Source organism: Dictyoglomus sp. DH (assembly GCF_055181375.1).
The window spans coordinates 1,511,714-1,536,211 of sequence record NZ_CM143706.1; the positions used below are offsets into that span (position 1 = coordinate 1,511,714).

Sequence of the window (24,498 nt, forward strand, 5' to 3'; positions counted from 1 at the left end):
TTAATCAAATTTTTCACCTATACTTAGACGATAACCATTTAAAAATTCTTTATAAGTCATCTTTTTTTTATTTTCAGGTTGAAGCTCCAATATATATAATATTCCATTTGTAGCTTTAATACCAATGCCTTTATTTCTATCTATAACAGAAATAGTACCATTTTCATATTCTAAATAGTTATTAGTAATCTCGTAATTTGCCTTGTAAACTTTAAGAATTTTACCTCTAAAAAAGGTAAAAGCACCAGGTTCTGGAGACAAAGCTCTAATCTGACACCATATTTTTTTAACATGATTATTCCAGTCTATTCTCTCCTCTTCTTTAGAAATCTTAGGAGCATAAGTTGCCTCACTATCATTTTGAGGTGTAGGTTTTAAAGTACCATCTTTTATTTTAGGAAGCACCTCCAAAAGTAAATCTGCCCCTAAATTAGCTAATTTTATAGTTAAGGATTCCCTGTTGTCTTCAGGAAGAATAGGAATCTTCCTTATTGCATAAACTGGTCCTGTATCTAAGCCTTTTTCCATTTGCATAATAGAAATTCCTGTCTCATCTTCACAATTCATTAGAGCTCTTTCGATAGGAGATGCACCTCTATACTTAGGTAAACAAGATGCATGGATATTAATACCACCAAAAGATGGTATAAGCAAAAGGTTTTCTGGTAGTATCTTTCCATAAGCTGCAACTATAAAGGCATCAGGATTAAGATTTTTTATAATTTCATCTATTTCAAAATTATTCCTTAATCTCTCTGGCTGATATAGAGGAATATTTTTCTCCTTAGCAAAAAGTTTAACAGGAGATGGAATTATTTTTTTACCTCTTCCTTGCGGTTTATCAGGTTGAGTTACTACTGCCAATATATTTAATTTCTCGTATATTTTTTCTAATATAATTTTTGCAAAAATTGGAGTACCAAAAAATATTACCCTCATCATATATTGTTTCCTACCTCTTCTGCTATACCTCTATCCACAATTAAAAATCCATCTAAATGATCTATCTCATGTTGAATAACCCTTGCTAAAAGACCCTTTGCTCTATATTTTTTCACTTTTCCACTTAAATCTTGAGCCCTAAAAACAATTCTTTCATATCTTTTTATTTTTAACTCTATACCTGGAATACTCAAACAACCCTCTAAATCAATAACCTCTCCTTCCGCCTCCAATATTTCAGGGTTAATAAAAGCAATAGGTTTATTTTCATAATCGACCACTATAATTCTAAGAGATTCTCCTACTTGAGGAGCAGCAAGTCCTACACCATTTGCAAATTTCATCGTCTCAATCATATCCTCTACAAGTCTCTTAATCTTTGTATCTACACTCTCAACTTTATGAGCTTTTTGCTTTAACACTGGATCTCCAATCTTTCTTATTTCAAGTATCATTTTTATATCACCTCATAAATTAGTTTCCTTCATATCTACATTTATTATAAATTTTACATTAGAAAAAGGAGTTTTACTATCCTCACAAATATTCTTTAGCATCCTACTCTCTATAATTCCTTTTCTGTCTTTTATCAATATCTGATATCTAAACTTATCCTTTATAAGATAAGGATAAAAAGGAGCTGGTCCTAAAACCTCCAAATCAGCATATTTTTCCTCCAATATAGCTACCATCTTTTTACCCTCATCCACAACCTCGTCTTCATCCGAACCTTCTACTATAATCTGATGTAAAATAGAAAATGGAGGATAAAAAAGTGATTTTCTTAATTTCAACTCATAATTTAAAAAGGTACCATAAGAATTGCTTTTTATAGCTTTTACCACATAATGGGAAGGAGAATAAGTTCTTAATATGATTTCTTCACCTTTAAAGAAAGATTTAATTCTATTTAACATATTGAAAGCTTTTTCAGGCATAGAAAAATCAGGGATATGAATGAAATTATCCAAATTATATATTATAAGAACTCCTGCATCTTCAAGATCTAACCAAGGTTCTATCATTTTTGTACCTACAATAATATCAGCCTCTTTTATTAAGGATTCACCCTGAAGCTCTATCTCACTATCTATTCTTAGAACCTTATAATTCTTGAAAGTTTTAACCAAATATCTCTCAAGTTTTTCAGTACCAATACCACCAAAAATAAAATTATATCCTTGACATACAGGGCACATGGTAGGTGGAAGAGAAGTAAAACCACAGTAATGACATTTTAAAACTTTGTCTTCATCTTGATGAAAAACTAACGGTGATCTACAATGAGGACACATAAAAATATATCCACAATCTACACATTGAATATATGTAGAAAAACCTAAGCGATTTAACAATATCAGAACTTTCCTCTTTATCCTCATATTATCATTTATTCTCTTTAAGGAATAGCTATCTAAAAAATCTTCGTTATTAATTCTTCTTAAATCAATTATCGTAATTTTTTTCTTTATTAAATCGGGAATTCTGACAAAATTAAACATTTTTTTAGAAATAGCCTGATAAAAATCCCTTATAGAGGGAGAACTAGATCCCAATATGATGGGAATTCCCTCAAACTCTGCCCTTTTTAAAGCTACTTTAACACCATCATATCTGGGTTCTTTCTCTCTTATATCATAAAACTCATTCTCTTCTTGATCAACAATAATTACCCCAAGATTATTAAAGGGTAAAAAAAGTCCTTTAGTTGTACTAAGAATGATAGCCCTTTCAGTTCCTGCAATTTTATATACTCTATATGCCTGAGCCTCTGTTAAAAGTCCATGGTAAAAGTAAAAGGGGACTGGAACTAAATCTGATAAAAATTCACCAAATTTAATTAAAGTCTTTATAGTTGGAAATACCAAGAGGACACTTTTTCCTTTCTGATAAAAATATTTTAATAACTCAAAATACATTTTCCATCTTTTTTTCTGAGATTCAACAAAAAGCAAAAGAGGTTTATTAACAATTTTAAGTATATTATCCATATCTATTTCAAGGTTTCCCCAACTATCGCTGATCTTTTCACTTTGAAAAACAGTTTTTCTTGGTGCCTTCTCCTTTATTACAATTTCAAATCTCTCCTCTATGGCCCCTTTTTTAATAAGCTCATTTATAACAGATTCAGAAATCTTTCCTACTTCTTTTTTTAGTTCTTCCACTGTTTTTTCCTCAAAAAGGCTTATAAAAACTTTTTCTTGCTTTTTTGTCATATCTACAGCCACATCCTTAGCTACTAAATATCTTTTAACATCTAAATCAATTCCTGTAGGAAATATATAATTTGCGGTCCTATATAAAGAATTCCCATAGTAATCACTTACCCAATTAACTAAATTAATAAGAGGTATTCCAAGAGATGGAACCTCTGTAAGCTGAGCATGTATCGGCTGAAGATTATATTCTATGCTATTATCTTCTAAGATATCCCAAATATAACCAATTTTTTTAGATTTTTTTAGAGGAACAATAACAGGACTACCTATTTCAATATATGAAAATTCCTCTGGAATTGAATAGTATAAAAAATCTCTTTCTGGAATATAGGTTTCAAAAAGAATTACTTTTGCTACCTTCACCAAAAGTTCTTATAGTTCGCTCTCTTCTCCCTCTTTAAAGGTAACCTTTCCTTTAGCTATTTCTTCCATAGCAAGAATTAATGGATCCTTAGCCACAGTCTTTAAGAACTTTAGTTCCTCAAAAATTTGTCTTGCCCTTTTTGAAACTGTTACTGTCAATACATATTTATTTGAGATTTTTTCTAAAAGTTCATCAATATTAAGTTCTTTCATTAAACTCACCTCCAAATGATTTTAAAAAATATTCAATTTTCTCCCTACAAAGTTTATGCCTCTCTGCTATTATAATACTTCTTACTCTATCAACTGCATTTTCTAGATCATCATTTATAACAGCATAATCATAATAAGAAATTTTAGAAATTTCAAGAGGAGCATTCTTAAGACGGATTTCTAAATCTCTTAGATCCTCTGTTTCTCTGCCTATAAGTCTTCTTTTTAATTCTTCAAAATCAGGTGGTAAAACAAATATTAATATGGCTTTATCATAAATCTTTTTCACATTTATTCCACCTTGCACATCAATTTTTAATATAACATCAACCCCTTTATTTACAAACTCCTCTATTATTCTCTTGGGAGTACCATATAGATATCCATGCACCGCTGCCCATTCTAAGAACTCTCCCTTTTCAACCATTTCCTTAAAAGTTTTTTCATCTGTAAAATAGTAACTTTTACCTTCTACCTCTCCTAATCTTTTGGGTCTTGTGGTAAAAGATACAGATTTTACTAAGTTTGGTACCAATCCAAGAAGTCTTTCTAAAATAGCATCCTTACCAACTCCAGAAGGGCCAGAAAGAACAAAAAGATTCCCCTTAAAAATCATTTTTCATTCTCCTCTAATTTTTCTCCACCCTCTATTCTTGCTGCAATAGTTTCTGGATGTAAAGCAGACAAAACTATATGACCACTATCTAATACAAGTACAGCTCTTGTCTTTCTCCCATAAGTTGCATCTATAAGTTCATTACGATTTTTAGCATCAGATAAAAACCTTTTTATGGGTGCAGAATCAGGACTTATAATAGCCACAACTCTCGAGCTCACCACCATATTACCAAACCCAATATTAATAAGTTTCATAATTAGTTCCACTCCCCTCTATTCAATATTTAATGTTAATTCTCTAATTTTTTCCAATTCTTTTTTTAGATCAATAGCATAAAACATAATAGACGTTTTTGCAGTTTTACTTGATAAAGTATTTATTTCTCTATTCATTTCTTGAAGTATAAATTCCAATGTTTTCCCTATAGACCCATCCTTTTTTATCTCTTCATAAAATCTTCTTATAAATTCATCAATCCTAGTTATCTCTTCATTGATATCAGTTTTCATAAGAAGAAGAGCAATTTCTTGATAAAGTCTATCCTCATTTATAATGTTGAATTCAAATTCCTTTAACTTCTTTTCTAAAAAAAGTTTTGCCTCTTTTTGCCAATTCTCTTCTTCCCTTTTAACATTAGAAAGGAGTATTTCTATTTTATTTAAACTTTCTAATATAGCCCTTTTAATGCTTTCTCCTTCTTCCCTTTTATATCTATCAAACTCTTCTATTAACAATTTTGTCTCGGAAATTATTTTTTTACAATCCTCTTCACTAAAAATTCTATTTTCTGTAAAGAATACTTGAGGGTTAGCAAGAATCTCTTTCCAATTATATATAGCCTCTGAATTTCCAGTAATTTTACCAAGATCTTTTAAGATATTACTAAGAAGATCTATATTTAACCTTGAATAATTTTCAGGTGATTTATGAATCTTTAAGGAAAAAACCACATATCCCCTTTTTACATAGCGTTTTATCTCAGCAATTATTTCCCTTTCTAAAAAAGAAAGAGCATCAGGTAGGTTTACCTTAATTTCTAAAAAACGATGATTATAGCCTTTTATTTCTAAAAAAAAAGTAAGGCTATCAATAACAAATTCTCTAAATGCTGAAGAAGTCATACTTTTCATTTTACTATAATTTTACTTCACCACTTTACATTTGCCAAGTGGAAAAATATATTTATAATTTAAGGTAAGTATGGGAAAATTATATGTAGTAGCAACACCAATAGGAAATTTAAAAGATATTACTTTTAGAGCTATAGAGGTTCTAAAAAGCTGTCCAATAATTGCTGCTGAGGATACTAATCATACTAAGATTTTATTAAAAAAATACGAGATTGAAAATAAAACTATCATCTCTTATCACAAATATAACGAGGAAAAAAGGGTAAAATTATTTTTAGATTTACTTATTAAAAAAAATTTAGATATTGCTTTGGTTTCAGATGCTGGAACACCATGTATATCTGATCCTGGTTATCAAATAGTAAAAACTGCTAGAGAAAATAATATAGATGTAATTCCAATTCCTGGCCCCTCATCACTAATAGCAGCTCTTTCCATATCAGGACTCCCTCTTAACACCTTCTACTTTGCAGGTTTTTTGCCTAAATCATCAAAAAGAACAGAGTATTTAAAAAAGATAGAAGAAAAAGAGATAGAAACTTTTGTTATATATGAATCTCCCAAGAGAATTGATGAACTTTTGCAAGATATATTAAAAATATTTCCCAATTCTATATTATGCGTATGTAGAGAACTTACAAAAACCTTCGAAAAGGTATATTATGGTAATATAGAAAAGGTAATAGAGGAAGTTAATAAAGATCCAAATAAAGAAAAAGGGGAATATACTATTATAGTGCACTGGGAAGGAAAGGCTAAAAAAGACTTTAAAAAAGATATTTCTATTGAAGCTATACTTTTTGATGAAGTTATTAAACAAGACCTATCTTTAAAAGACGCAATTGAGAAAGTATCTAAAAAATTAAATATACCTAAAAAGGAAGTTTATAAGGCATCAATAAACCTAAAAGAGAAAATTAAGAGAATATTATAACATTTAGAAAGGAGGAATTTTGTTTCATGAAAATAGCTCTTGACGCAATGGGGGGAGATTATGCTCCTATAGAGATTGTAAAAGGAACCATTGAAGCACTACCTGAAATAAAATCGACAATTGTACTTGTAGGGAATAAAACGTTAATTGAATACGAGTTAAATAAATATAAATTTGAGAAACATAGAATTGAAATAGTCCACGCAGAAGAAGTAATAGAAATGCACGAACATCCAGCTTTTGCAGTAAAAGAAAAAGAAAATTCCTCAATTGTAAAATCTATTAAATTAATAAAGGAAAAAAGTGTAGATGGAATGGTATCTGCAGGTAACACTGGAGCAGTAATGAGTAGTGCATTACTCTATTTAGGAAGGCTAAAGGGAATTAAAAGACCAGCTATAACTACAGTTCTTCCTACTATAAACAATATACCCACTATTATGTTAGATATAGGGGCAAATGTAGATTGTAAAAAGGAGTATTTAGTACAATTTGCCTTAATGGGTAAAATATATATGGAATCAATTTTTAATGTAGAAAATCCTAAAATAGCATTACTAAATATAGGTGAAGAAGAGGGAAAAGGTAATCAGTTGGTTCAAGAAACTTATTCTTTATTAAAGAATACGCCTTATTTCAATTTTTATGGAAATGTGGAAGGAAAAGATTTATTTAAAGGAATAGTTAATATAATTGTATGCGACGGCTTTGTAGGAAATATTGCCATAAAAACAGCGGAAGGTGTAGCAGAAACCTTACTTGAATTAATATCAAAAGAATTAAAGAGTTCATGGTGGAGTATTATTCTCGCTTTACTCCTAAAATCAAAATTCAGAAATGTGAAAAAAAGTATGGATTATAGCGAATTTGGTGGAGCTCCTCTTCTTGGGATAAATGGTAATGTTATCATCTCCCATGGAAGATCAAAGTCCAAAGCTATTAAAAATGCACTAAAATTAGCAGAAAAGGTGATAAACTTAAGAATTAATGATAAAATTATGGAAGGATTAGAAAAACTTTCCATAGAGGGGTGAGGAAAATTAGACCTGATAAATTTGAAAAAATTATCAATCTTGCAATAAATCTTGATGCTTCAGATATCCATCTTAAAGTGGGAACACCTCCTGCAGTAAGAATCATGAAAGATATAGTCTTATTAAAAGAGGATCCTTTAACTTCAGAGGAGGTAGAAAACTTAGCCTTCAGTATAATGCCTCCAACAGCAAGAGAAATATTTCAAAAGAACAAAGAAGTAGATTTTCCTTTTGAAAAAAAAGGATTAGCAAGATTTAGAGTAAACGTCTATACCCAAAGACAAACCATAGCCATTTCCATGAGATTAATAAAAATTAATATACCATCAATAGAGGAATTAGGTCTCCCTCAAATAATAAAAAGTCTTGTAATGAAGAGAGCGGGTCTCATATTGGTTACTGGCCCATCTGGTTCTGGGAAGTCTACCACATTGGCAGCAATGATCGAATATTTAAATCAAAATGAGAACCTAAATATCATCACTATTGAAGACCCTATTGAATATGTCTTTACAGACAAATTATCTCTCATCTCTCAAAGAGAAATAGGTATTGACACTGCTTCTTTTTCTTCAGCTCTTAAAATGGCTTTAAGGGAAGACCCAAACGTAATTATGGTAGGAGAGTTAAGAGATCTTGAAAGCGTTTCTGTAACCCTGCAGGCGGCCGAAACTGGACATTTGGTACTAAGCACCTTGCATACTATAGATGCCGTTTCTACAATAAGTAGAATCGTAGATATGTTTCCTCCCCACCAGCAAAATCAAGTTAGATTTCAGCTTGCAAGTACCTTAGTAGGAATTATTTCCCAAAGGCTTCTTAAACGAAAAGATAAAATGGGCTTAGTTCCTGCATGCGAAGTTCTAATAGGGAATTCTACTGTAAGAAAATGGATAAGAGAGAATAAACTAACAGAGATTCCAAAGATTATTCAAGAAGGTCAATTAGAAGGAATGCAATCCTTCAATCAACACTTATTAGAGCTCTATAGAAAAAACATAATAGAAGCAAGTGAAGCTTTGATGGCAAGTCCTAATCCTTCAGACTTAGAACTTGCCATCAAAGGCATCACAGCAGGCTAAACTGCAGTTAATTCTTTTCTAACACTTAGCAAATCCATCATTGTAAAATATGCTAATAGATAGGAAAGCAAGCTTTCAGACCCTTGATTCAGGTTAACTCCATCAGGAGTTATAGCATCGTAGCATCCATATGTCTCATTATCTATAAGAGACACTTTCCTTGAGTTTTTTCCATGAAACCACATAAAGACATCTTTAGCTTTACCAATATAACTTACATCTTTTAGAACTTCATAAGCCTCTTTGTAAAGCAATATCATTTCTCCTGCTTCTAGTGGTTGTTCATCATATTCCGCTATAGTTCCACCTCTTATATACCAACCATTACAACCTATGGGTTTAAAATATCCATATCTAAATACAATTTTCTCTAAAAACTCCATACTATCTAATGCTACATCCCAGATATCTTTTTCTCTTAACACCTTATAAGACACAAAAAGAGAGAGAGGAAGAATCGCATTACTATACGCCATTATATCTTCAAACCATTTCCATGATTCATCCATATTTTCTCTAAATTGCCTTACCAAGGATTTGGAAAGGTGAGAAACATATTCCTTAATTTGAGCTCTATCTAAGGTGCTTTCTTTTAAAGAATAGTATAACCCTAATATAACATATGCTTTAGCTCTTGGAGATTTTATATATTCAATATATTTCAAAGCATTATGCAAAAGTTCTTTATAAAGCATTCTTACATTTAAAGGTAGTATATTCTCAGAAACACAGTAACCAAGAGCCCATATTGTTCTTCCAAAACTATCTTCAGAACCTTCATCTTCTAAAAATCTTCTATCATAACTCATAAAATTTCTAAAGTTACCTTTTGGGGTTTGAGCATTTAATATAAAAGATGAATATCTATATATAAGATCCAAATATTTTTCCTCTCTATAATTTCTATAGAACATAGTAGCAACAATTAAGGCTCTTGAATTATCATCGGTAGTATACCCAAAACGGGGATCTGGAACTCCAAACTTTGAGTGTTGAATAATTCCAGTATCATCAGTTAATCTGAATAAATGTTCATCTCTGGGGCGAATAAGTTCCATTTTTTCCACCTCCTTCCACTAAATGTCTCTATCTTTTTATTTACAACTTCGTCAAACAACTTTATATATTTCTCTGCCACTACATTCCACCACATACTTTTGCCGTATTCAAAGGCTTTTTTCTCAATACTTTCTCTAAGATCTTTATTGTAGTAAACTTCTTTAATAGCTTCAGCAATAGCATTAGAATCTCTAAAATCAACTAATATTCCTCTTCCATCTGAAAGAAGTTCCTCTGCATATCTATAAGCCGTTGATATGATAACTTTTCCAGAAGCAAGAGCATAACTCAATGTGCCACTTACTGCTTGTTCTTTACTTAAATATGGCGTCACATAGATATCTGACAATTGTAAATATTTCAAAATCTCATCTAATGTTAAATATCTATTTACGAACATTACATGATCCTCTAAATTATACTCCTTAACCATATTCATCAATTTATCTCTATAACTTTCTCCAGAATGCTTAATTACACCAGGATGAGTTCTGCCAAGAATTAAATATATGATACTGGGAATCTTATCTTTTACTTTAGCAATAGCTTCAATAGCATATTCAATTCCCTTTCCCGGTCCAATAAGTCCGAATGTGCTTACTACAAATCTTCCTTCTAAACCAAGCTCTCTCTTAAGTTTTTCCCTGTCTACTTTAGTATTTATTGGAACACCATGAGGAATATGTAAAATCTTGTCCTCAGGTATATTGTAAATATTCACCAATAATTCAATTGTATTTCTAGCCATTGTTACCACTTTTACTGCTTTTGACCCGATATAACTTACAATGTACTTTTGTTTGTCGATTGGATTTAATAGGACTGTATGCAAAACAAATATAAATGGTTTCTTAGTATTATCAACTAAATGAAGAAGATATTCTCCATATTCCCCACCATATATACCATACTCATGTTGTATTACCAAAAGATCTATATCTGATTCATTGATAAATTGTGCAACTTCAAAATAACTTTCCTCTTCAAATTGTTTTAATTCTTTAATAACTTTCTCATCATAAAGATAAAAATCATCACTTATAGCAATAACATTTGTATTAACAAAAGGATTATATAAAGGAGCAATTTTATCTATTTCAGATACCAAATCTTCAGTAAAAGTTGCTATACCACATACTCTTGGAGGATAAGTACTCAAAAAAGCCACATTTATAGCTACTTTATCTTTTACCATAAGTCCCCACCTCCTTTATAAGAGTGAGAATAAGGAAAGATTTGTTTTTAGATGAAACTTTAGATCAGATTGTAGTTTACTGATTTTTGTGGTACCAAAAATAGTTACTTTTTTATATATTTACATTATATATCTATCTGTAAAAATTATATATAATAACAGAAAAATAGTCAAGTTGTATACTTGAGATGATAATAGTATGAATAAAAGATTTCTAATCAAGAGTTACAAATATAGGAAATATAATCTAAGGCAAGAAGATAACTATAAATTCCAAATCCTGATATTTGACCTATACATACTGGAGCAATGACTGACTTATGTCGAAAATCTTCTCTTGCATAAATATTACTTAAATGAACTTCTACAGTGGGCTTTTTTACTGCTGTTATAGCATCTCTTATTGCATAACTATAATGGGTTAAAGCCCCCGCATTAATAATAATAAAGTCTACTTTACTACCTAAATCCTGAATCCAATCTATAATCTGACCTTCATAATTGGATTGCAAAATAGTTATCTCAAACCCTTTCTCTTTTGCTTTTTTTGTAATTATATCATTAAGAGTTTTAAAATCTATATCTCCATAGATATGGGGTTCTCTAATACCCAAAAGATTAAGATTTGGACCATGTACTAATAATATTTTACATTTCTCCATATGCATGCAGACCTTTAATTATCTCTTTAACAATTAAATTAGGATCTTTCCCTTCAGTATCTAAAATCATATGAGCGGTCTCTCTATAATACTTTTCCCTCATTTCATATATCTCTTTAACTTCTTTTATATCTCTTCTAAGAATCGGTCTTTTTTTAAACTCTTCGTATTTTTGCAACCTATTTATCAAAGTATCAAAATCACCATACAGATAAATAACAAAGGATTTTTCTTTTAATAATTTTCTATTCTTCTCCCTTAATATAATTCCTCCTCCTGTTGAGATTATAACTTTTTCATAATCCTCTATCACTTCATTAAGATAAAATGACTCCATTTCCCTAAAATAATCCTCACCCTTATCGGAGAAAATTTTAGTTATTTTTTCCCCCTCTTTTTCTTCTATATAACAATCCAAATCAATAAAAGGATAACTCAACTCTTTTGACAAAAATAAACCTACTGTGGTTTTCCCACTACCCATGAAACCTATAAGGGCTATCCTATTTATATTCATCTACCAATAAAATACATTCCCCAAAGTATGAATATGCTCGCCAAAAAAAATACCGACACAATCAGCGCAACTATCCTGATAACATGCATTTTCTTTTCTTTTTTGGTTTTTACTTTCTTTGCCATAAAACTATCCCTCCGAATTATACCCTTCTCTCACATCATAACAGTTATTATAATGGGGACACTTCTGACAACATCCTATCTTGTGATTCAAACACTCATTATAATATGGACAATCTTCACAACAAAACATTAAATACCTCCCTTTTAATCCTCTACCGCATATAGAGGAGCATTATCATATGCTACTCTATCTTCCTTTTCAATTATATTTCTTAGATTTTTAGGTAATGAAAACATCATTTTATGGGTTTCCCCATCATAAAACTTCAGCCCCTCTAAGCCTTTATCTTTCAATATATCATCAATTTCTTTTTCTGAATATTCTTTTGGATCTATTTTATCACTTGCAAATATAAAACTCCATATGAAATCATAAGCAGGTACATAAGCTTGATAAGATCTAACCTTTTTAAAAATAGCTCTTAATGTTGAATTCATCACTGCATGGAAATATATCTTTAAATGATGTGTAGTACCCGCCTGCATTACAAAAATTCCATCTTCCTTTAAATGTTGTTTAACAATATTATAAAATTCATAAGTAAACAATTTAACAGCTGGACTTCCTTCCATAGGTTCAGATAAATCACTTATAATTACATCAAATTGATCCTCTGTTCTTTCCAAGTAGACCCTTGCATCATCTATAACAAGTTTTGTTCTATGGTCTTCAAAAGAACCTTGATGCCACTCTGGCAAAAACTCTTTTGAAACCCTAACTACTTCTCCATCTATATCCACCATTACCGCTTCCTTTACATCTTTATGTCTTAAAACTTCACGCAGAGTGGCACCTTCAGCTCCACCCATAATCAAAACTTTCTTTTCTTTGGATGGATTTAAAATAAGCGCAGGATGTACTATTGCTTCGTGATATATAAATTCATCCTTTTCACTAGATTGAATTCTTCCATCCAAAACTAAACACTTTCCATAAAAACTACTTTCTATAATCTCAATCTTTTGAAAAGGTGATTGCCCTGTATAATAAAACCTACTTATACCATGCCAGTGAATCTCACTGGGATGATTTTTTTCAATTATCCAATAAGCATCCATACATTGTCCACCTTTCCAATATTATTTTTTACCAGTCAACCTACAGTCTCTTTTTCCTTTTCCTTCTCCTCCTTCGGTTTATAATTAAAATTACCTTCCTCTATTGGGAGAATACCGCGCTTGGCCTCAAAAGTTATTACTTGTTCTGCCTGCAAATAATTATTTAAATATTCAAAAGCCTTCCATGGATTAACATGATCTCCACAAGTAAAAAGATCACAAGCAGCAAATCCATATTCTGGCCATGTATGTATAGCAAGATGAGATTCAGATATAACTACTACCCCGCTTACACCGTATGGACTAAATTTGTGAAATACAACCTCAACCACTTCTGCTCCAGCAACAACAGCTGCATTTACCATTATTTCCTTAATCTTTTCCACATCATTTAATATTTCACGGTTGCAATTGTACATCTCAGCTAAAATATGTCTTCCTAAGGATTTCCCAGTGATATTCACCTCGGTCCCGCCTCCTTTCTCAAAAATTTTACGAAAGCAATTTTATCACTAACACCATTATTTATCAAGAGATTTTCTAGGAAAAATAACTAAAAATAGGAGTTTTTTGAAAATTTATTCTTCTTTATCCTATTTTTTGCATTATTTTAAGATTTTTTTCTATTTATATATGTTTTTTAAGAGTTACTTTATAAATTGGTTGATATATAGGTCCTTGAGGAGTAAGAGTACTTTCAAAAAGTACAATTTCTTCAACTAAAATCTCTTCCTTTTTAAAATCAAAATCCTGTAAAATTCTAATATTCTCTTTAACCCTTCCAAGAGTTAGATGAGGAGAAAAAGGCTTTTTCTCTTTTGGTATTCCTTTTTTTACCAAACGTCGTTCAATAAGATCAAAGATCTTTTCCAAATTTCCTAATCCATCTTTAATTCCTATCCATAATACTCTTGGAGAACTAAGAGACGGAAATCCCCCAAAACCCTCTAAAGTTATAGAAAAAGACTCTACATAGTGACTTACCTCATCCAAAACCTCTTTAATTTCATCAACATACTTTTCAGAAACTTCTCCTATAAACCTTAAAGTAAGATGAAAATTCTCTTTTTCGACCCATTTTACATTACCAATTATGGAATTTCTTACACTTTTCTGAAAAACAAAAATCTTTTCCTTTAGATCTTCTGGAAAATCTATGGCTATAAATAATCTTTTATAACTTATGTCTTTAGAAGATTTCTTTGCCATATTTGTAAAAATAATAAGCTCCAGAATATAAAGTCAAAATTAAAGCAATTCCTATCAAATACTCTTTTAAAGGTAGGTTTAGAATAAAAAAAATTATAGCCATATCTTGAAAAACTGTTTTTATCTTGCCTGATCTTAATGCAGGGAGAATTATATTTTTTTGTAGTAATGCCATTCTCAATCCCGTAACCATAAATTCTCGGAAAAGAATAAATATTACAATCCAAGGCGAAATCAAATTCATACTAACAAAATATATTAAAACACTTATAACCAAGATCTTATCAGCTAACGGATCCAAAAATTTACCTAAATTAGAAATTTTGTTATACCTTCGAGCAATTTCTCCATCTAAATAATCAGTCAGAATAGCTAATAAGAATAAAGCAAAAGATAAAAAAGGACTCTTCGGAAAAAGTAAAAGGATAGGTAAAGTTAAGAAAATACGGAAAATAGTTAGGAAATTAGGAATATTCATACTATCTCTCCTAATAAATCATAAGATTTGTATTTTTTAATTCTAACCTTTACTTTTTCGCCCATTTTAATTTTCTTTTTTTCTGCCCCTACTATGTAGATAAGACCATCTACTTCTGGAGCTTCTCTCCAACTTCTTCCGTAAAAATATCGCCCATCAAAACCTTCTACTATAACTTCTAACTCTTTATTTACCATCTTTTTATTTAAATCCTTAGATATTTCCTTTTGTGTACTCATAATAATATCTACCCTTTTTTTCTTTTCTTCTTCATCTATTTGCTCTGGAAGATTTTGGGCTTTGGTACCATCCTCCGGATAATATGGAAAAACTCCAAGTCTATCAAAATAGTATTCTTGTATGAAATTATATAATTCCTCAAACTTTTTTTCTGATTCTCCTGGAAATCCAACAATAAATGTAGTTCTAATTACAGCATCAGGAAAATTTTCACGAATCTTATTCCAAATATTAATTATTTCATTTTTTCCATAACTTCTATTCATATTTTTAAGGATCTCATCATTAACATGTTGTAAGGGAATATCAAAATAAGGCACAATCTTCTCAGAATTCTTTATAAGTTGGATAATTTCATTACCTAATCTACTTGGATACAAATATAGCAATCTTATATAAAAATCTCCTTCAATTTTTTCAAGCTTACTAAGAAGTCTTGCTAAGGAAGGTTTTCCATATAAATCTTCACCATATCTTGTGGTATCTTGAGATATCATATTAATCTCTTTTACACCATTTCTTATTAATTTCTCTACCTCATTTAAAATATCTTCTATCTCTCTACTTCGCATCCTACCCCTTATATACGGAATAGTACAATAACTACAAAAATTATTACATCCTTCTGATATTTTCACATATGCACTATAAGGAGTAAAAAGTAATCGGGTCATTGCAGAAGTATAAAGAAAGTTAGAAGCTGGAGAGGTAATAACTTTTTCCGTAAATCCGTTATCCTTATTCAACAAATTTTTGAAATTCATATATTCACCAGGACCTATAAATAAATCTACAAATGGGAATTTACTCTCCAAATCCTTTTTAAATCTTTCCACAAGGCAACCTGTAACTACTATCTTTTTACCTAATTTCTTATATTTTTCTAATGAACGTATATTACTTTCCGATTCCTCTAAAGCAGGTTTTATAAAAGCGCAAGTATTAACTAATAGAATATCTGCCTCTTCTTCTGAGGATGTAAGAGTATATCCTAATTCTTTCAAAAATCCTAAAATTATTTCTGTATCCACTTGATTTTTAGCGCAACCTAAATGTATTATACCTGCCTTTTTCATGGTACCTTTACTTTTATTACTTCTCCTCTTTTTCCTAAAACTCCCATGCTTTGTTCATTATAAAATATTTCTATACCCCCTGCATTTCCTATATGAAAATATAAAGATGTATAAGTCCAAGTTAATGTATCTCCCTTATTTAAAATTCCCTCATAAATAATTTTTTCATCATTGAAAACCCTAATCCAAGTTCTTTCATTGGCAACTACCTTTATAGTAGAATTTAATGTATTTTCACCCTGGGGAAAGATCGTCTCAGTAGAAGTATAAGTAAAGCTTCCAAGGGAATATGTATATGAACTTTCTTGCTGATTACTTATAGAATAAAGAGTATATGTAGGTTCTTTTTGAGTTATTGATCTTGATTGAAAATATGATGATATAAAAATAGTTGTTAAGAGTATAACAACAACCAAGATATATACTCCATATTTCCACTCACAACTACTTCTATCCTTATTTTGTAAAGGTATCTCTATTTTATCTTCCTTTCTCCCATACTGTGAGTAGTATAAATCTATGATATTACTTTCATTTAGGCCAATAATATTTGCATATTTCTTAATGATTGCCTTTTTATAAAAATCAGATAGATTAACCTTATCAAAAGTATCATTCTCTATAGCTTCTAAATATCTATAACTTATCTTTAAAAGAGAAGAAACCTCTTTTAAATCTAATCCTTTCTTCTCTCTCTCTTCTCTAAATATCTCTCCTAAGCCTTTAGTCTCTCTAACCATGTCAACTCTCTTTTACTCAAAAACCTAATATCTCCTGGTTTTAAATTTCCAAGCTTTATTTCTCCTATTTGTATCCTTTTCAATTTTAACACTTCATAATTAAACAAGGATAACATTCTCCTTATCTGTCTTTTCCACCCTTGATATAAAACCACTCTAAGCATGCTTATATTTCCTTTAGCCCAAAGTATTACAAATTCAGCTGGTAATGTTTTTCCTTCTTCTAAAATAACACCTTCTCTCAGTTTTTTCAACTCTTCCTCTTTCGGAATTCCTTTTACTATTACTTCATAAACCTTAGGTATTTTATATTTCGGATGAATAATATAATTAGCAATCTCCCCATCATTAGTACAAAGTAAAAGACCTTCGCTATCTTGATCTAATCTTCCTACAGGATATACCCTATAGGATATATTTTTGATTAATAAAAGATCTTTTACTGTTTTTCTTCCAAAGGGATCATATAAGCTTGATATATAGCCCACAGGCTTATATAAAGCCAAATAGATCTTTTTTTCTGGAATTAAAATTTTTCCTTCTACTTCTACTCTATCTTTCTCTGGATCTATTTTATAACCTAAGGTAGTTATTACATTTCCATTTACTTTTACCTTACCTTGAATAATAAGTTCCTCTGCTTTTCTACGAGAAGCAAAACCGCATTTTGCAATATATTTTTGAAGTCTTTCCATACCTATTTTTTAACTCTTTCCTCTAATTCTTTTTTATCTTCTATAATAAAATATCTAAAGAATTCTTCTCCAATTCCATATATAAATGGTCTTCCAATAGTCTCTTTTCTTCCTATAATCCTTATAAGCCTTCGCTCTAATAAATTAGAAAGAATTCCATCAACTTTTGTTCCCTTTATAGCTTCTATCTCAGTCTTTGTTATAGGTTGATGATAATAGATTATAGCAAGCACCTCTAAAGCTGATCTTGATAATCTCTCAGTACCCTTAGATGTATATCTCCATACAGCTTCTGCAGCATCTGGAGAGGTTGCAAATTCATATCCATCATTTATTTTATAAATATTAATACCTCTTTCTTCATACTCTTTTTTAAGTTCTTCTAATAATTCCTCTACCTCTTTATCATCTATATCCAAGATTTTAGCTATCTCCTTAGAAGAAATAGGTTTCTCAGAAACAAAAAGAATAGCTTCTATCTGTTTTTTATACTTTTGTCTCAACTCTCTCATCTTCCACCACTTTAAAAATTATCTCTCCTAAATATTCATTTTGGAAAACCACAACCTTTCCTTTATTTGCTAAATCACATAAAGCAAGAAAATAACAGATTTTATCTATTTTATTTTTCCCCTTCACTATCTCCGAAAATTTTCCTTCTTTTTTAGCCATAATATCCAAAGCTTTATTTTCAATATCTATTGTAAAATGATCCTCTAAATAATTTAAATTCTGTATTAAGCTTTTTTTTCTTTCCAGAAAGAGAAGATAAATTTCTGTCAAATTTATTTTTTCATTTTGATTCAAAATTAATACGTCTTCCTTTTTGCTAAAATCTCGTCTAAATATGAGAAGGCTCCTTTCCTCTTTTTCCTTTAGATAAGGAACCAATTCTCTCCAATCATCAGAAAAAAGCAAAAATTCATCTTCCTTTTTCTCTCCGTCAGATATATCCTTCTTTCTTAAACCGAATAATCTTTTAATTTTACTCTCTAATATTTCTACTGTTACATCTAAAAAAGATGTCGTAAGCTCAAGATCATTCCACTTATTTTCTCCCAATGAGTAATACTGATCAATCAAATCCTTAAGAGGAAAAATAGATATATCAATCTCCTTTTGCAAAAATTCTTTTATTGTGAGAAATGGATTAATTACCATTTTATCTTTAATCCCATAGCTTCTCTAACAATATCCATGGTTTTTTGGGCTTCTTCTCGAGCCTTTTTATTTCCTTCAAATAGAATATCCCAAGTAGTCTTTTCATCATTAAAATAAACCTTACGTTTTTCCCTAATAGGTGTCAAAAAACTATTTAATTTTTCTGAAAGTTTCATTTTACACTCCACACATCCAATCTCAGCCCTTCTACAGGCCTCTGCAATCTCTTCAGTTTCCTCTTTATTAAAGATTTTATGATAAGCAAAAACAGTACAAACTTCTGGATGTCCTGGGTCATTTCTCCTTATACGTGCAGGATCAGTTACCATCCCTCTTATTATCTTTTTAAGTTCTTCCTCCTCTGTATCTAAAGGAATTGTATTGCCATAACTTTTTGACATTTTTCTCCCATCTGTCCCTACAAGTTCTGGGACATCAGAAAGTTTAGCTTGAGGTTCTGGAAATATGGGAGAATAAAAATAATTAAATCTTCTTGCTATCTCTCGAGTAAGTTCTAAATGAGGTAACTGATCCTCTCCAACAGGGACAGTATCAGCTCTATAAATTAAAATATCTGCAGCTTGGAGAACAGGATAACCTAAGAATCCATATGTAAAAAGGTCTCTTCCTTCCATCTCTCTTAACTGCTCTTTATAGGTAGGATTCCTTTCTAACCATGGTAAAGGTACAAACATAGAAAATAACAGAAAAAGTTCAGCATGCTCAGTTATATCTGATTGCCTAAATATCACTGCTTTGTTAGGATCTATTCCTACTGCTAACCAATCACATATCATATTAAAAACATTATCTTTCACCTCTTCTGTCTCCCTATAATGTGTGGTTAAGGCATGCCAGTCAGCAATTTCAAAAAAGCATTCATAGGAATCTTGAAGTTCTACCCAATTCTTTAAAACTCCCAAAAGATGTCCCAAATGCAACTTTCCCGTTGGTCTCATACCGCTTAATATTCTCCCAGCCTTCATTCAAAACCCTCCCAGATAATTCAGTATCTTTTCAAGATAGGATTATATCAAAAATTTTAGTCCTAAAAGATAAAGGAAGAAACTTAAAAGGGGACTCATAATTATATAAAGAACATTAGTCAAAATAAGAATCATTAGGATAAATATACCATAAATTCCTAAAGATCGATAATACCTTCTATACTTATAAGGAAGAATTGCTTCTAATACATGAGAGCCATCTAAAGGAGGAATAGGTATTAAATTAAAAACCCCTAAAAAAACATTAAGAATAGCAAGCTCTATACAGAATCTGATAAAACCAATTGGAATATATAATCCTTCTATTCTCCAAAATATACTTACTAAAAAAGCTAAGGCGAAATTAGCAAAAGGGCCTGCTAAAGATACCAAAACTACACTTTTTTCACCTCTTCTTAAATTATCAAAATTAACTGGAACAGGCTTTGCCCAACCAAACCTAAAAAAGAGTAGCATTAAAAAACCAATAGGATCTATATGAGCTAAAGGATTCAAGCTTAACCTGCCTAAAAGACGAGGAGTAGGATCACCTTCTATTTCAGCCATCTTTCCATGAGCATATTCATGAACTGTTATTGCTATCAATATAGCTAATATTCTCCACAAATACAACACTAAGTTATTAAATCCCATAAATACCTCCTACATAATTATATCCAATATTAATGGTAATGGCTCCCTTTTATAGGGACCTATTTTTATCGCTTCTTTAAATATCTCTTGAGCTTTTCTTAATTTTTCAGCATCATTAGCATAAAAAGTTACTATAGGTTCATTTTTAGTAACTTTATCTCCTATCTTCTTATGCAATTTTAAACCCACGAAAAGATCAATCATATCATCCTTTTTAGCCCTTCCTGCACCTAAGGTCATCACCGTTTGAGCTACCCTGTATGCATCTAACTCTTCAATATACCCCTCTTCTAAGGTATATATCTCTTTTTGTACTTTGGCATTTAAAAGAGGAGAGTAATCATCAATAATCTTGTGATCTCCTCCTTGATAAATTATTAAATCTCTAAGTTTATTCAAGGCCTTTCCACTTAGTAAAGCACTCTTAACTTTTTCTCTCAAAATCTCGTCATCTTCTTTCTCTCCAGCAACTTTAAGGGCAACAATTGATAAAACCGTTACTAACTCTATTAGATCTGAAGGACCTCTACCCTTTAATACCTCTATTGCCTCTAAAACTTCTAAAGAATTACCAACAGCGTTCCCTAAGGGCTGGTCCATTTGAGATATTACAGCAGCCATTTTTCTACCCATATTTTTCCCAATTTCAACCATGATTTTAGCCAACTCCTTAGCTGAATTTATATCTTTCATAAATGCTCCTTTACCTACCTTAACATCCAATACAATTACATCCGAACCCCCTGCTATCTTTTTACTCATTACGCTACTTGCGATAAGAGGAATAGAATCAACAGTTCCTGTTACATCTCTTAAAGCATATATTTTTTTATCAGCTGGTACTAAATTCTCTGTTTGACCTACTATAGCTATTCCTATTTCTTTAACTTGCTTAATAAATTCTTCATCGGATAAATAAGTTCTAAAACCTGGGATTGACTCTAATTTATCAATAGTACCTCCTGTATGTCCCAGACTCCTTCCTGACATTTTTGCTACAGGATACCCTAAGGATGCAATAAGAGGGGCAAAAACTAATGTTGTTTTATCACCTACACCCCCTGTACTATGTTTATCTATTTTTGTTCCTGGAATATTTGATAAATCTAAAACCTTACCTGAAAAAGCCATTTCCTTTGTTAAAGAAACAATCTCTTGAATATTCATACCTCTAAAATAAATTGCCATAAGCAAAGCCGACATTTGATAATCTGGTATATCTCCCTTTACATAACCATTAACTATATATGATATTTCATCGTAAGTTAATGGATGTCCATCTCTCTTTTTAATAATAAGATCTACCATATTCATAATATATTCCACCCTTTCTGAATAATACTTAAGAAACTCTCCCCATCAAGATTATTTTCAACCTTAAAGTAATCTGCTATCGTCTTTCCTAAATTAGCAAATGTCCTTTGTATCCCTAAAGAATAGTTGTTTTTAAAATCTGGAGAATAGATAAGCAGAGGAACATACTCTCTTGAATGATCCGTACTTGGAGTTGTAGGATCACATCCATGATCTGCGGTTATTATTAAAAGATCTTTATCAGATAATAATTTCAAAATCATTGGTAAGGCTTTATCAAACTCTTCCAAAGCTTTAGCCATACCCAAAGGATCATTTCTATGACCGTAAAGGGTATCAAAATCTACTAAATTTACAAAAATGAGACCCTCTTTTAATTTGTTCCAAGCAAGAAAAATGTTTTCTATACCCTCTGCATTATTTTTTTGATGAAGAGAATATGTTAATCCTCTTCCTGCAAAAATATCTTCTATCTTTCCTACCCCAATTACATCATAATCATTATTTTTTAAAAGATCTAAAAGAGTATTACGGGGCGGAGGTAATGAAAAATCTTTTCTCTTAGGAGTACGATAAAAATTACCAGAGGTTCCTGCAAAAGGTCTCGCAATAACCCTTGCAACCGCATGTTCACCATGTAAAATACAACGAGCTATTTCACACATTCTATATAACTCTTCTACAGGGATAATATCCTCATGAGCTGCAATCTGAAACACACTATCTGCTGATGTGTAAACAATAGGATAACCAGTTTTAATATGTTCTTCTCCCAATTCCTTAATTATCTCTGTTCCTGAAGCAGGCTTATTCCCTAAAACTTTCCTCCCAATAGCTTTTTCAAATTTTTCTATTATCTCTTTTGGAAATCCATTTGGGTAAGTAGGAAAGGGTTTATCCAAAATTATACCTGATATTTCCCAATGACCAGTAGTAGTATCTTTTCCTGGAGAAGCTTCAGCCATCTTTCCATAAAATGCCAAAGGCTTTTCTTCGTAAGGAATTCCTTTTATAGGATATATATTAGATAAACCTAATTTACCCATATTAGGTAAATTTAATCCTCCCACTGCTTCTGCTGTATTTGCTAATGTGTTACTTCCTTCATCTCCATACTTAGAAGCATCAGGAAGTTCACCAATTCCCACTCCATCTAATACTATTAATATTACACGTTTCATTTTTCTTGCCTCCGCCCCAAAGGATGTGCTCTTCTATAAACTTCATGTAATTTACTAGAAACTACATGAGTATATATTTGCGTCGTAGATATATCAGAGTGACCAAGAAGCTCCTGAACAATACGGATATCAGCACCATTGATTAATAAATGAGTAGCAAAGGTATGTCTAAAAGTATGTGGAGATACTTTTTTAGATAAACCTAAGACCTTAGAATATACTTTTATGATATACCAAACACCTTGTCTTGTAATCCTATATCCTTTTTTATTTAAAAATAAAGCATCGCTATCTACAGGCTTAAAATATTCCCTTACTTTAAGATATTTCTCAATACTCTCTGAAGCGTACTCTCCTATTGGAACAATTCTTTCCTTTTCTCCTTTTCCAAAACACCTTATATATTTTTCTTTCAAGTTAACATTATATAAATTTAGATTAACTAACTCAGAAACCCTTATACCTGTACCGTATAGGGTTTCCAAAATAGCCTGATTCCTAATACCTAAAGGAGAGGAAGGATCAGGAAGATCTAAAATACTATCTATCTCTTTTTTATCTAAAACCTCAGGAAGATAAATAGGTATTTTAGGAGTCAGTATTATACTTCCATAATTTTTAGAAAGATAGCCTTCTCTTATGAGAAATCTCAAAAAAGTTCTTATAGCTGAAATCTTTCGGGCAATAGATTTTATCTTATACTCCTTATATAAGGTAGATAGATATTTCTGCCAATCTTCTCTATTAAAATCCTTTAAATTCTTCTTCTCTTCTTTTAAGAATGAAATAAAATGTTCTAAATCCCTTTTATATGCTTCTAAAGTATTAGAGGATAAATTTTTTTCGAATTTCAAATAAAAAAGAAAATCTTCTAATTTATCCCTCATAGACTTTCTCTTATCTTATACAAAATAATTCCAAGAGCAACTGATACATTCAATGAGTTCACTTTTCCATAGGGTGATATCTTCACTAAAAGATCACAAGATTCTTTAACAAGCCTGTGAAGACCCTCACCTTCACTCCCTATTACTAAAGCCAAAGGAAATCTGTATTTTACTTTATCGAATTCAATATCAGTATCCAAATCCGCGCCTACTATAAAGAAATTCTCCTCTTTAAGATCCCTTAAAAAATTTGCCACATTAGATACTCTAACAACAGGTATAAAAGATAAAGCACCAGCTGAAGCCTTAAAAACAGTAGGAGTTAATCCAACACTTCTATATTTAGGGATTACAATAGCAGATGCCCCTAAAAACTCACAGGTTCGAGCAATCGCACCTAAGTTTCTCGGATCTTGAATATGATCTAAAATTACGATTATGCTATTATTATCCAACTTTGTTTTTAAGTCTTCCCAAGAAACATATGGAACAGATGAGACAATAGCTAATATACCTTGAGAATTATCTTTTACTTCATTATCAATAAAATTTCTATCCACATATTGAATAGGTATATTTTTCTCTTTAGCAAGGTTTATTATCTCCTTAAATTTTTTATCAAAATGAATACCCTTTGCAATATAAATCTTGTTTATATTCAAATCTCCTTTTAAAGCCTCTAAAACAGAATTTTTTCCATATATTTTCTCTTCCATAAAAACTC

The 24,498-nt window shown here is 30.9% G+C and carries 30 protein-coding genes; 3 read left to right on the top strand and 27 right to left on the bottom strand.

Annotation, left to right across the window (positions count from 1 at the left end; all coding sequences use genetic code 11):
• From fmt to ACY3JJ_RS07600, 7 genes are read right to left on the bottom strand one after another with little or no spacing between them, the layout of a single operon-like run.
• On the bottom strand, nucleotides 1–942 hold the full coding sequence (gene fmt, locus ACY3JJ_RS07570; RefSeq protein WP_463091456.1) for a methionyl-tRNA formyltransferase: 942 nt from the start codon (nucleotides 940–942) through the stop codon (nucleotides 1–3).
• Nucleotides 939–1,397, bottom strand: a complete 459-nt coding sequence (gene def / locus ACY3JJ_RS07575) for a peptide deformylase (protein WP_463091457.1) — start codon at nucleotides 1,395–1,397, stop codon at nucleotides 939–941. The genes fmt and def overlap by 4 nt, the downstream gene beginning before the upstream one ends.
• A gap of 12 nt (nucleotides 1,398–1,409) precedes the next feature.
• Complete coding sequence (priA, locus tag ACY3JJ_RS07580; protein ID WP_463091458.1) at nucleotides 1,410–3,524, bottom strand: replication restart helicase PriA; 2,115 nt, start codon at nucleotides 3,522–3,524, stop codon at nucleotides 1,410–1,412.
• Between the two features lie 9 nt (nucleotides 3,525–3,533).
• Entirely contained in the window at nucleotides 3,534–3,737 is a 204-nt protein-coding gene (rpoZ, locus tag ACY3JJ_RS07585) for a DNA-directed RNA polymerase subunit omega (protein WP_463084437.1), read from the bottom strand.
• Nucleotides 3,724–4,353 carry a guanylate kinase gene (gene gmk, locus ACY3JJ_RS07590; protein ID WP_463091459.1) on the bottom strand — a complete coding sequence of 210 codons (630 nt, stop codon included), beginning with the start codon at nucleotides 4,351–4,353 and terminating at the stop codon, nucleotides 3,724–3,726. The genes rpoZ and gmk overlap by 14 nt, the downstream gene beginning before the upstream one ends.
• The gene (locus ACY3JJ_RS07595) at nucleotides 4,350–4,610 is read right to left on the bottom strand and encodes a DUF370 domain-containing protein (protein ID WP_463083587.1); all 261 of its coding nucleotides are present in this window, start codon (nucleotides 4,608–4,610) and stop codon (nucleotides 4,350–4,352) included. The genes gmk and ACY3JJ_RS07595 overlap by 4 nt, the downstream gene beginning before the upstream one ends.
• An 18-nt stretch (nucleotides 4,611–4,628) precedes the next feature.
• The gene (locus tag ACY3JJ_RS07600; RefSeq protein WP_463091460.1) at nucleotides 4,629–5,486 is read right to left on the bottom strand and encodes a YicC family protein; all 858 of its coding nucleotides are present in this window, start codon (nucleotides 5,484–5,486) and stop codon (nucleotides 4,629–4,631) included.
• A 70-nt stretch (nucleotides 5,487–5,556) separates the two neighbouring features.
• Between ACY3JJ_RS07600 and rsmI the strand changes: the two genes are divergently transcribed.
• Genes rsmI through ACY3JJ_RS07615 form a run of 3 tightly spaced genes read left to right on the top strand, consistent with a single transcriptional unit; the run spans nucleotide 5,557 to nucleotide 8,536 of the window.
• Nucleotides 5,557–6,420 carry a 16S rRNA (cytidine(1402)-2'-O)-methyltransferase gene (rsmI, locus tag ACY3JJ_RS07605; protein WP_463091461.1) on the top strand — a complete coding sequence of 288 codons (864 nt, stop codon included), beginning with the start codon at nucleotides 5,557–5,559 and terminating at the stop codon, nucleotides 6,418–6,420.
• 26 nt (nucleotides 6,421–6,446) lie between these two features.
• The gene (gene plsX / locus ACY3JJ_RS07610; RefSeq protein ID WP_463091462.1) at nucleotides 6,447–7,454 is read left to right on the top strand and encodes a phosphate acyltransferase PlsX; all 1,008 of its coding nucleotides are present in this window, start codon (nucleotides 6,447–6,449) and stop codon (nucleotides 7,452–7,454) included.
• Nucleotides 7,451–8,536 (top strand): type IV pilus twitching motility protein PilT, encoded by a 1,086-nt coding sequence (locus ACY3JJ_RS07615; RefSeq protein ID WP_463084442.1) that lies wholly within the window; start codon nucleotides 7,451–7,453, stop codon nucleotides 8,534–8,536. The genes plsX and ACY3JJ_RS07615 overlap by 4 nt, the downstream gene beginning before the upstream one ends.
• Here the strand turns inward: ACY3JJ_RS07615 and ACY3JJ_RS07620 are convergent.
• From ACY3JJ_RS07620 to rlmB, 20 genes are all read right to left on the bottom strand, one after another.
• Entirely contained in the window at nucleotides 8,533–9,594 is a 1,062-nt protein-coding gene (locus ACY3JJ_RS07620; RefSeq protein ID WP_463091463.1) for a glycosyltransferase, read from the bottom strand. The two genes, ACY3JJ_RS07615 and ACY3JJ_RS07620, sit on opposite strands and share 4 nt — an antisense overlap.
• Nucleotides 9,552–10,790, bottom strand: a complete 1,239-nt coding sequence (locus tag ACY3JJ_RS07625; protein ID WP_463091464.1) for a glycosyltransferase family 4 protein — start codon at nucleotides 10,788–10,790, stop codon at nucleotides 9,552–9,554. The genes ACY3JJ_RS07620 and ACY3JJ_RS07625 overlap by 43 nt, the downstream gene beginning before the upstream one ends.
• A gap of 218 nt (nucleotides 10,791–11,008) precedes the next feature.
• Nucleotides 11,009–11,452 carry a type II 3-dehydroquinate dehydratase gene (aroQ, locus tag ACY3JJ_RS07630; RefSeq protein WP_463091465.1) on the bottom strand — a complete coding sequence of 148 codons (444 nt, stop codon included), beginning with the start codon at nucleotides 11,450–11,452 and terminating at the stop codon, nucleotides 11,009–11,011.
• Nucleotides 11,439–11,969 (bottom strand): shikimate kinase, encoded by a 531-nt coding sequence (locus ACY3JJ_RS07635; RefSeq protein ID WP_463091466.1) that lies wholly within the window; start codon nucleotides 11,967–11,969, stop codon nucleotides 11,439–11,441. Before ACY3JJ_RS07635 ends, aroQ begins: the two co-directional genes overlap by 14 nt.
• Nucleotides 11,966–12,094 (bottom strand): hypothetical protein, encoded by a 129-nt coding sequence (locus tag ACY3JJ_RS07640; RefSeq protein ID WP_463091467.1) that lies wholly within the window; start codon nucleotides 12,092–12,094, stop codon nucleotides 11,966–11,968. Before ACY3JJ_RS07640 ends, ACY3JJ_RS07635 begins: the two co-directional genes overlap by 4 nt.
• Nucleotides 12,095–12,238: 144 nt before the next feature.
• Nucleotides 12,239–13,153, bottom strand: a complete 915-nt coding sequence (speE, locus tag ACY3JJ_RS07645; protein ID WP_463091468.1) for a polyamine aminopropyltransferase — start codon at nucleotides 13,151–13,153, stop codon at nucleotides 12,239–12,241.
• A gap of 35 nt (nucleotides 13,154–13,188) precedes the next feature.
• Nucleotides 13,189–13,617 carry an adenosylmethionine decarboxylase gene (gene speD, locus ACY3JJ_RS07650; protein ID WP_463083576.1) on the bottom strand — a complete coding sequence of 143 codons (429 nt, stop codon included), beginning with the start codon at nucleotides 13,615–13,617 and terminating at the stop codon, nucleotides 13,189–13,191.
• Between the two features lie 163 nt (nucleotides 13,618–13,780).
• Nucleotides 13,781–14,362, bottom strand: a complete 582-nt coding sequence (gene thpR, locus ACY3JJ_RS07655; RefSeq protein ID WP_463083575.1) for an RNA 2',3'-cyclic phosphodiesterase — start codon at nucleotides 14,360–14,362, stop codon at nucleotides 13,781–13,783.
• Complete coding sequence (gene pgsA, locus ACY3JJ_RS07660; RefSeq protein ID WP_463091469.1) at nucleotides 14,343–14,840, bottom strand: CDP-diacylglycerol--glycerol-3-phosphate 3-phosphatidyltransferase; 498 nt, start codon at nucleotides 14,838–14,840, stop codon at nucleotides 14,343–14,345. The genes thpR and pgsA overlap by 20 nt, the downstream gene beginning before the upstream one ends.
• Entirely contained in the window at nucleotides 14,837–16,156 is a 1,320-nt protein-coding gene (gene rimO / locus ACY3JJ_RS07665) for a 30S ribosomal protein S12 methylthiotransferase RimO (protein ID WP_463091470.1), read from the bottom strand. Before rimO ends, pgsA begins: the two co-directional genes overlap by 4 nt.
• A complete protein-coding gene (locus ACY3JJ_RS07670) occupies nucleotides 16,153–16,896 on the bottom strand; it encodes a helix-turn-helix domain-containing protein (protein WP_463091471.1) in 744 nt (247 codons plus the stop codon). The genes rimO and ACY3JJ_RS07670 overlap by 4 nt, the downstream gene beginning before the upstream one ends.
• Nucleotides 16,872–17,591 carry a pseudouridine synthase gene (locus tag ACY3JJ_RS07675; protein WP_463091472.1) on the bottom strand — a complete coding sequence of 240 codons (720 nt, stop codon included), beginning with the start codon at nucleotides 17,589–17,591 and terminating at the stop codon, nucleotides 16,872–16,874. Before ACY3JJ_RS07675 ends, ACY3JJ_RS07670 begins: the two co-directional genes overlap by 25 nt.
• A gap of 2 nt (nucleotides 17,592–17,593) precedes the next feature.
• A complete protein-coding gene (scpB, locus tag ACY3JJ_RS07680; protein ID WP_463083570.1) occupies nucleotides 17,594–18,103 on the bottom strand; it encodes an SMC-Scp complex subunit ScpB in 510 nt (169 codons plus the stop codon).
• The gene (locus tag ACY3JJ_RS07685; RefSeq protein ID WP_463083569.1) at nucleotides 18,078–18,752 is read right to left on the bottom strand and encodes a segregation/condensation protein A; all 675 of its coding nucleotides are present in this window, start codon (nucleotides 18,750–18,752) and stop codon (nucleotides 18,078–18,080) included. The genes scpB and ACY3JJ_RS07685 overlap by 26 nt, the downstream gene beginning before the upstream one ends.
• Nucleotides 18,746–19,738 (bottom strand): tryptophan--tRNA ligase, encoded by a 993-nt coding sequence (gene trpS / locus ACY3JJ_RS07690; protein ID WP_463091473.1) that lies wholly within the window; start codon nucleotides 19,736–19,738, stop codon nucleotides 18,746–18,748. The genes ACY3JJ_RS07685 and trpS overlap by 7 nt, the downstream gene beginning before the upstream one ends.
• Before the next feature lie 42 nt (nucleotides 19,739–19,780).
• The gene (locus ACY3JJ_RS07695) at nucleotides 19,781–20,392 is read right to left on the bottom strand and encodes a site-2 protease family protein (protein ID WP_463091474.1); all 612 of its coding nucleotides are present in this window, start codon (nucleotides 20,390–20,392) and stop codon (nucleotides 19,781–19,783) included.
• Between the two features lie 9 nt (nucleotides 20,393–20,401).
• Nucleotides 20,402–21,706 (bottom strand): pyrimidine-nucleoside phosphorylase, encoded by a 1,305-nt coding sequence (locus ACY3JJ_RS07700; protein ID WP_463091475.1) that lies wholly within the window; start codon nucleotides 21,704–21,706, stop codon nucleotides 20,402–20,404.
• Nucleotides 21,703–22,887 (bottom strand): phosphopentomutase, encoded by a 1,185-nt coding sequence (locus ACY3JJ_RS07705; protein WP_463091476.1) that lies wholly within the window; start codon nucleotides 22,885–22,887, stop codon nucleotides 21,703–21,705. The genes ACY3JJ_RS07700 and ACY3JJ_RS07705 overlap by 4 nt, the downstream gene beginning before the upstream one ends.
• Nucleotides 22,884–23,774, bottom strand: coding sequence for a site-specific tyrosine recombinase XerD (gene xerD, locus ACY3JJ_RS07710; RefSeq protein WP_463091477.1), 891 nt, complete (start codon nucleotides 23,772–23,774; stop codon nucleotides 22,884–22,886). Before xerD ends, ACY3JJ_RS07705 begins: the two co-directional genes overlap by 4 nt.
• On the bottom strand, nucleotides 23,771–24,490 hold the full coding sequence (gene rlmB / locus ACY3JJ_RS07715) for a 23S rRNA (guanosine(2251)-2'-O)-methyltransferase RlmB (RefSeq protein ID WP_463091478.1): 720 nt from the start codon (nucleotides 24,488–24,490) through the stop codon (nucleotides 23,771–23,773). The genes xerD and rlmB overlap by 4 nt, the downstream gene beginning before the upstream one ends.
• Nucleotides 24,491–24,498: the final 8 nt, after the last annotated feature.

Coding starts and splice junctions, on each gene's coding strand:
- ACY3JJ_RS07675 (WP_463091472.1), bottom strand. CDS start 17,591: ATGGAAAGACTTCAAAAATATATTGCAAAATGCGGTTTTGCTTCTCGT.
- ACY3JJ_RS07600 (WP_463091460.1), bottom strand. CDS start 5,486: ATGAAAAGTATGACTTCTTCAGCATTTAGAGAATTTGTTATTGATAGC.
- ACY3JJ_RS07625 (WP_463091464.1), bottom strand. CDS start 10,790: ATGGTAAAAGATAAAGTAGCTATAAATGTGGCTTTTTTGAGTACTTAT.
- ACY3JJ_RS07670 (WP_463091471.1), bottom strand. CDS start 16,896: ATGGTTAGAGAGACTAAAGGCTTAGGAGAGATATTTAGAGAAGAGAGA.
- ACY3JJ_RS07620 (WP_463091463.1), bottom strand. CDS start 9,594: ATGGAACTTATTCGCCCCAGAGATGAACATTTATTCAGATTAACTGAT.
- ACY3JJ_RS07685 (WP_463083569.1), bottom strand. CDS start 18,752: ATGGTAATTAATCCATTTCTCACAATAAAAGAATTTTTGCAAAAGGAG.
- ACY3JJ_RS07705 (WP_463091476.1), bottom strand. CDS start 22,887: ATGAAACGTGTAATATTAATAGTATTAGATGGAGTGGGAATTGGTGAA.
- speE (WP_463091468.1), bottom strand. CDS start 13,153: ATGGATGCTTATTGGATAATTGAAAAAAATCATCCCAGTGAGATTCAC.
- thpR (WP_463083575.1), bottom strand. CDS start 14,362: ATGGCAAAGAAATCTTCTAAAGACATAAGTTATAAAAGATTATTTATA.
- rlmB (WP_463091478.1), bottom strand. CDS start 24,490: ATGGAAGAGAAAATATATGGAAAAAATTCTGTTTTAGAGGCTTTAAAA.
- ACY3JJ_RS07700 (WP_463091475.1), bottom strand. CDS start 21,706: ATGAATATGGTAGATCTTATTATTAAAAAGAGAGATGGACATCCATTA.
- xerD (WP_463091477.1), bottom strand. CDS start 23,774: ATGAGGGATAAATTAGAAGATTTTCTTTTTTATTTGAAATTCGAAAAA.
- gmk (WP_463091459.1), bottom strand. CDS start 4,353: ATGATTTTTAAGGGGAATCTTTTTGTTCTTTCTGGCCCTTCTGGAGTT.
- ACY3JJ_RS07695 (WP_463091474.1), bottom strand. CDS start 20,392: ATGGGATTTAATAACTTAGTGTTGTATTTGTGGAGAATATTAGCTATA.
- trpS (WP_463091473.1), bottom strand. CDS start 19,738: ATGAAGGCTGGGAGAATATTAAGCGGTATGAGACCAACGGGAAAGTTG.
- pgsA (WP_463091469.1), bottom strand. CDS start 14,840: ATGAATATTCCTAATTTCCTAACTATTTTCCGTATTTTCTTAACTTTA.
- plsX (WP_463091462.1), top strand. CDS start 6,447: ATGAAAATAGCTCTTGACGCAATGGGGGGAGATTATGCTCCTATAGAG.
- rsmI (WP_463091461.1), top strand. CDS start 5,557: ATGGGAAAATTATATGTAGTAGCAACACCAATAGGAAATTTAAAAGAT.
- rpoZ (WP_463084437.1), bottom strand. CDS start 3,737: ATGAAAGAACTTAATATTGATGAACTTTTAGAAAAAATCTCAAATAAA.
- aroQ (WP_463091465.1), bottom strand. CDS start 11,452: ATGGAGAAATGTAAAATATTATTAGTACATGGTCCAAATCTTAATCTT.
- rimO (WP_463091470.1), bottom strand. CDS start 16,156: ATGAAAAAGGCAGGTATAATACATTTAGGTTGCGCTAAAAATCAAGTG.
- ACY3JJ_RS07595 (WP_463083587.1), bottom strand. CDS start 4,610: ATGAAACTTATTAATATTGGGTTTGGTAATATGGTGGTGAGCTCGAGA.
- def (WP_463091457.1), bottom strand. CDS start 1,397: ATGATACTTGAAATAAGAAAGATTGGAGATCCAGTGTTAAAGCAAAAA.
- ACY3JJ_RS07635 (WP_463091466.1), bottom strand. CDS start 11,969: ATGAATATAAATAGGATAGCCCTTATAGGTTTCATGGGTAGTGGGAAA.
- scpB (WP_463083570.1), bottom strand. CDS start 18,103: ATGAGAGAGTTGAGACAAAAGTATAAAAAACAGATAGAAGCTATTCTT.
- ACY3JJ_RS07640 (WP_463091467.1), bottom strand. CDS start 12,094: ATGGCAAAGAAAGTAAAAACCAAAAAAGAAAAGAAAATGCATGTTATC.
- fmt (WP_463091456.1), bottom strand. CDS start 942: ATGATGAGGGTAATATTTTTTGGTACTCCAATTTTTGCAAAAATTATA.